Origin of the sequence: Candidatus Sodalis sp. SoCistrobi, from assembly GCF_900143145.1 — a bacterium.
Classification (GTDB): domain Bacteria; phylum Pseudomonadota; class Gammaproteobacteria; order Enterobacterales; family Enterobacteriaceae; genus SoCistrobi.
Map to the genome: position 1 here is coordinate 1 of NZ_FRDB01000179.1, position 5,836 is coordinate 5,836.

Sequence of the window (5,836 nt, forward strand, 5' to 3'; positions counted from 1 at the left end):
TGCTCATGCTGAGTTTCCAGCACTAGATTAACTGCCCGTTCACGGACTTCCGGAGAGTAACGTTTGGTCGTTGTCATAGAGACCTCCACTTTTAAAGTATAGACTCTAATTTATCCGGGGTGATTCAAGAACCGCCATTGCGATGTCGATACCACCCAGCCGCACCACAGACTCTGGTTGCGGTCCCATAGCGTGCGCATGCTCCAGTGACGGGCCGGCGTGCAGTGCAGTGAAAATTCCGTAAGCGTAAGCGCGTCCCACCAGTCGCATTCGTCGACGTGTTTAACGCCATGACGGCGCAACCAGTCCCCCATGCCCAAAGGCGCAGCGACCCGTAACGCGGGAAAGCGCTTTAACAGCCGCCGCAGTGTGCCGCGATCAAGGTGATCATAGTGGTTATGCGAATACAAAACCCAATCGATGGCCGGCAATTCGGCGAGACTCGCCGCCAACGGTGTTTTGCGCACGGGTCCGGCAAACGGCAGCGGGGAGGCGCGGTTGCCCAGCGCCGGATCGATAAGAATATGTCGCCCCGCCACCCGCAGCAACAGGCAGGCGTGGCCAAGCCACCATACGGCGTCTTCCTGACCGCTGAAGTCGGCTTTTTGCCACCATTGGCGAATAAAACCTTCATAACCCTCGCCAGGCGGCCGCGGCAACCCTTGCGCTCTTCCCGCCAGCGTTTAAGCGCCCCCGGATCGCGCAGGGAGACGTCAGGATTGGTGAAGCCGGTCGGCGTATGGTGGCGTCTGGCAGGATCATACCAGCGGTTGCGCTTACTCATGGTCTTATGCACTCTCCCTGTCAAGGACGGACAACGCAAAGGGATAGCCCACCGTCCCTATGCCGGTTAAGGGGTTAACGCGCGTTGGGGTATTAGCGTTCAGCGATAAAATCTTTAAACATGACGGGCTCGCCGGGGACAGGAGGCACGGCCGGGTTCGGCGGTTCCCCCCGGGTGAGCTTCATTAGCAGTGCGGTTTGCTGTTTCTGCTGCTCCAGAAGCTCGGTGAGCAAAGCTATCTGCTCGTTCGCTTTGACGCTGGCGCGGTTAAGGAAAAACCACACCGCCAGCACAATAACGAATACCGCGACGGACGCCACGGCGACGGCAATATTCAGGCTGCTATCTCCCAACTCATTCATGAACTGACCTGCCACTCATTAAACCAGTGGCTATCTTATCACTCCATGGCCGACTTAGTACCCTGCTGACAAAATTTGCCTGTTAACAGACGTTACCAAGGCATCCATTTGGTGACCAGGCATAGGCCGCTGAAAAAATCCCCTCCCTGGTCACAAAAGCTATTCAGCGCCGACAGCCACAGCGCCAGGCAGAGCAGCAGAATCGCGACTATTTTGACCGTTGTGCCTCTTTTCAAAACCCTATTCCTGAAATGCCTAATGCACTAATGTTATCTACTAAAACTTAAACCGCAGATAACAGCACCTTAATTAGTTTCCAATGAAATGATTTTTAAGTAAGAAAATGCATGGGTAAATCGAGATGGTCGCATCACTAGGCTGAACGCGACCGGGAGACGGCGATTAATGCGGGGTGGAACGATCAAACTTCATGTCGATAAGGGCGATAGCTTTCTCAATCGCGCGCCGCGTGATGGCATCACGCGCGGCCGGATGGGTGCTAAAATCGATGTTTTTCAGTTGCGCGGACATTTTATCACGTACCTCCGCCGGCGCGATGATATCGATAACGTCTAGGATCTGTTTTATCACCAGCTGGCAGGCGACTAAATCGGACACCAGTTCCTGGTTTTCAGTAAAGGGTTGTGTCATATTTTTTCCTTTATGCGTCAGCATCCGAACCGGGTGCGATAACCCGGCTCAGTCAACGGGGCGTTAAAACGGATAGTCGCGATAGCCTATTTGGCGGGAGATCGTGCGCGCCGCGTCGTGCAGCATTTTGACGTAATCGTTTTTGGCGTCTTCCGAGAAACGAATAGTAGGAAACGAAATGCTCAGGCCGGCAATGACGACGCCAAAGCGGTCAAAAATCGGCACCGCGATGCAGCGCAGCCCCTCTTCCTGCTCCTCGTTATCCTCGCCAAAGCCCTGCGCGCGTACTTGCTCCAGTTCCGGCAGTAGCGCCTCACGACTGCCGGCGGTGCGCGACGTGCTGCGGGTAAAGACCACATCGGCCAGAATGTCGCGCGCCTCGGAGGCCTCGCGCCAGGCGAGCAGCACTTTGCCGATAGCGGTGCTGTAGAGCGGATTGCGGCGGCCGACGCGGGAATACATGCGTAAATTGTACAACGAGTCGATCTTGTGGATATAGACGATGCTGTCTTCATCCAAAGCGCCGAGATGAATGGTTTCACGCGTCAGGTTGGACAATACCCGCATCTGGATATCGGCGATACGTATCAAATCGACGTTTTGCAGCGCTTTCGCACCCAACTCAAATAATTTTAGCGTTAATGAATATTTTTCCGACTCCCCCTCCTGCGCCACATAGCCCAGGGATTTCATCGTTTGCAGGAAACGGTAGACCGTACTTTTGGACATCATGACCCGCTGCGATAGCTCGGTAATACCAATTTCTCGCTCTTCCCCCAGCGCCTGGAGAATGCCAAACACTTTTAATACCGACGACACCGAATCGGGTTGCCGGTCGACTTCTGCTATCGCCATGTTAATAGGTATCCTATACAGGGAGTTGTGTGTTTTAAAAAAAATAGAACATGATTTTTAGTATAATGGCAAGGCCGGCGCCAGCGCAATGAGGGTTGGCCCGCCAGGGGCCGTTAGTTAGTATTTATTACATTTCCCGCGCGAAACGCAGCTCGCCGATTGCAACAAAAGTGTTACAGTAAAGGCTTTTACGGATGAACGAACCTTAATGACCCACATCGACCACGACGGCCTTCCCCTGCCGCAGCGCTACGGAGCCATTCTAACGATTGTATTGAGCGTCTCCATTGCGGTCCTGGATGGTGCCATCGCCAACGTCGCCTTGCCTACTATCGCCCGAGAGCTTCACGCCAGTCCGGCGGCCTCGATTTGGGTCGTCAATGCCTATCAATTGGCGATAATCGTCTCCTTGCTCTCCTTCGCCAGCCTGGGCGATATTTACGGCTACCGTCGCGTCTATCAGTGTGGTCTGGCGGTGTTCAGCGTCATGTCTTTGCTTTGCGCATTATCAGACAGCCTGTGGATGTTGATTGGCGCCCGCGTGCTACAGGGGTTGGGCGCTGCGGCGGTGATGAGTATCAATGGCGCACTGATCCGCATTATTTACCCGCAGCGTATTCTCGGGCGCGGTATGGCCATTAATACGCTGATGGTAGCCGTGTCCACCGCGGCCGGGCCTACGGTGGCGGCCGGTGTTCTGTCTGTTGCCAGCTGGCAGTGGCTATTCGCGATCAATGTGCCTATCGGCCTGTTCGCCCTTTGGTTGGGACACCGTTACCTGCCGGTCAACCCGCAAAAAAACAGCGGCCAGCGGTTCAATGCCGCCAGTGCGCTGATGAATGCCCTGACCTTCGGCCTGCTGCTTTCCGCGCTGAGCGGCTTTGCCCAACAGGTCAACGGCCGCTGGATTGCCATCGAGCTCTGTCTGGCCCTGGTGGTGGGTACCTTGTTCGTCCGCCAGCAGTTACGTCAACGCTGGCCGCTGCTGCCGGTGGATTTGCTGCGCATTCCTCTGTTCTCCCTGTCTATGTGTACCTCTATTTGCTCTTTTAGCGCCCAAATGTTGGCAATGGTCTCGCTGCCCTTCTATCTGCAAAGCGTACTGGGCCGGACAGAGGTCGCCACCGGCCTGCTGCTGACGCCCTGGCCGCTGGCGACCATGGTCTTCGCCCCGCTGGCCGGCGCCCTTATCGGCCGGGTGCACGCGGGGCTATTGGGGGGCATCGGTATGGGTCTGTTCGCCCTGGGTCTCTTTTCGCTGGCCTGGCTGCCGGCCGCGCCGAGCGACGGCGAGATTATCTGGCGCATGATGCTGTGCGGCGCCGGTTTCGGCCTGTTTCAGTCGCCTAATAACCACACCATTATCACCTCGGCACCGCGTAATCGCAGCGGCGGCGCCAGCGGCATGTTGGGTACCGCCCGCCTGTTTGGTCAAACCACCGGTGCCGCGCTGGTCAGTTCGCTGCGTATGACGCAAGTGAACCCGCAGCAAGCGGTGGGGAAATAAGCACGGCGCCGATGGCGCAGGGTAAGATGGCGGCACCGGGCAAAAAAAGAGCCCCTTGCCGAGGGGAGGCCCCCCTTGCCAAGGGGAGGCTCTGGCTGCCCGCCACGCCAGGGCTTCGCCGCAGGGTTTACCGGCCAGCGCCGGGGGCTTTAAGGCCAGCGCTGGGATCTTGCCGGCGCCCGATTATTGTGGGTATTAGCGACCGTCGCCAGAGTATTAAGCGCATTACCGGCCAGCGCCTGAGTCTTAAAGGCGCCGCCGGCCGGCGCGAATGCGATGCCCCGACGGTGCGCCTTATTGCAGATAAGCGCCGGAACGCAGCGCTTCAATGCGTTTATCCAGCGGCGGGTGCGACATGAACAATTCGCTGAAGCTCTTGTTGCGGCCGTTAATGCAGAAGGCCATCATGCTGCTAGCTTCCTGGGGTTCATAGCTGGTTTTCAGCCGCTGCAGCGCCGCGATCATTTTCTCGCGTCCCACCAATCTGGCCGAACCGGCGTCGGCGTGGAATTCGCGGTGGCGCGAGAACCACAGGGTGATAATGCTCGCCAACACGCCAAACACCAGCTCCAACACCATGGAAACGGCGAAATACACCAGCGGATTACCGTTACCGCTTTCCCCTTCGTCTCGGTTCGACGACATAAAGCCCGCCGCCAGCTCCGCCAGAATACGCGAGACAAAAATAACGAAGGTATTTACCACGCCCTGGATCAGGGTCATGGTCACCATATCGCCATTGGCGATATGGCTGATTTCGTGCGCGATCACCGCCTCGGCCTCGTCGCGATTCATATTCTGCAGCAAACCGGTGCTAACGGCCACCAGCGAAGCATCGCGCCGGGCGCCGGTGGCGAAAGCGTTAATATCGGGGGCGTGGTATAAGGCCACCTGCGGCATGGCGATGTTGGCCTGCTGCGCCTGCTGGCGCACGGTATTGAGTAGCCAGCGTTCGGTTTCATTGCGCGGCTGCTCAATCACTTCGCCGCCGACCGAGCGCAGCGCCATGGATTTTGACATTAACAGCGAAACGAAAGCTCCGCCGAAACCGAACAGCCCGGCCATAATCATTAATCCGGCTGCACTGGAGGACTGGATCCCGGTGAGGCTCAGTACAATACCGAACACCACCATCACCGCCAGGTTAGTGAGCAGGAAGAGAGCGATACGCATCATAAAATGTCAGGTTCCTCAGAAATTATCACGCTTAGTGCGTAACGTTAATCTAGGGTCTCGCCGGCGATTTTCAAGCATTAGGCGGCGATAAGTCGCTAAAAAGACATAACTTTACATTTTGTTAAACTTTTTGCTTTCTTCCCTGACGCACGGCGTAAAAAAGGGCGCCGGTGTCGGCGCCCTGGTGAGTCTGTTACCCCGCCGGAGGTGCGGCGGGTTGGCTGGTGAGCCGGTTACCCCGCCGGAGGTGCGGCGGGTTGGCTGGCCTCGGCATGTGCGAGATCCAGCGCAATGTGCACCGACTCATCCAAATAGGGATCCGGTTCTTTGAAATCCTTGGGAATCGCGTCCAGGTTTTTCACCGGTTTGCTACCCTTATATCTTGATCATTGACTTTCAAAGGTTAATGATCCCCAACTGATCATTGGGATGTTACCGGTGAGTTTGTACTCTGCCTTAAGCTTACAGCTTGTACGTCAGATTAAACCCTGGTGACATATT

At 56.5% G+C, this 5,836-nt stretch carries 8 protein-coding genes; 1 reads left to right on the plus strand and 7 read right to left on the minus strand.

Features of this window, described 5'->3' with window-relative positions; translation table 11 throughout:
• Positions 1 to 110: 110 nt before the first annotated feature.
• From CINSTRO3249_RS11760 to kdgR, 5 genes are all read right to left on the minus strand, one after another.
• Entirely contained in the window at positions 111 to 659 is a 549-nt protein-coding gene (locus CINSTRO3249_RS11760; protein WP_074013416.1) for an MBL fold metallo-hydrolase, read from the minus strand.
• A gap of 217 nt (positions 660 to 876) precedes the next feature.
• Positions 877 to 1,146, minus strand: a complete 270-nt coding sequence (locus tag CINSTRO3249_RS11765) for a YebO family protein (protein ID WP_074013417.1) — start codon at positions 1,144 to 1,146, stop codon at positions 877 to 879.
• A gap of 92 nt (positions 1,147 to 1,238) precedes the next feature.
• Positions 1,239 to 1,382 (minus strand): PhoP/PhoQ regulatory lipoprotein MgrB, encoded by a 144-nt coding sequence (mgrB, locus tag CINSTRO3249_RS11770; protein ID WP_074013418.1) that lies wholly within the window; start codon positions 1,380 to 1,382, stop codon positions 1,239 to 1,241.
• 166 nt (positions 1,383 to 1,548) lie between these two features.
• Complete coding sequence (locus CINSTRO3249_RS11775; RefSeq protein WP_074013421.1) at positions 1,549 to 1,797, minus strand: DUF2766 family protein; 249 nt, start codon at positions 1,795 to 1,797, stop codon at positions 1,549 to 1,551.
• A gap of 63 nt (positions 1,798 to 1,860) precedes the next feature.
• A complete protein-coding gene (kdgR, locus tag CINSTRO3249_RS11780) occupies positions 1,861 to 2,652 on the minus strand; it encodes a DNA-binding transcriptional regulator KdgR (protein WP_074013419.1) in 792 nt (263 codons plus the stop codon).
• A gap of 208 nt (positions 2,653 to 2,860) precedes the next feature.
• Between kdgR and CINSTRO3249_RS11785 the strand changes: the two genes are divergently transcribed.
• Positions 2,861 to 4,159: an MFS transporter gene (locus CINSTRO3249_RS11785; RefSeq protein WP_084790210.1), complete on the plus strand. Its 1,299-nt coding sequence runs from the start codon at positions 2,861 to 2,863 to the stop codon at positions 4,157 to 4,159.
• Between the two features lie 294 nt (positions 4,160 to 4,453).
• Here the strand turns inward: CINSTRO3249_RS11785 and htpX are convergent, their stop codons facing one another.
• On the minus strand, positions 4,454 to 5,335 hold the full coding sequence (htpX, locus tag CINSTRO3249_RS11790) for a protease HtpX (protein WP_074013420.1): 882 nt from the start codon (positions 5,333 to 5,335) through the stop codon (positions 4,454 to 4,456).
• A gap of 233 nt (positions 5,336 to 5,568) precedes the next feature.
• Complete coding sequence (locus CINSTRO3249_RS17885) at positions 5,569 to 5,697, minus strand: hypothetical protein (protein WP_256381669.1); 129 nt, start codon at positions 5,695 to 5,697, stop codon at positions 5,569 to 5,571.
• Between the last annotated feature and the right edge of the window lie 139 nt (positions 5,698 to 5,836).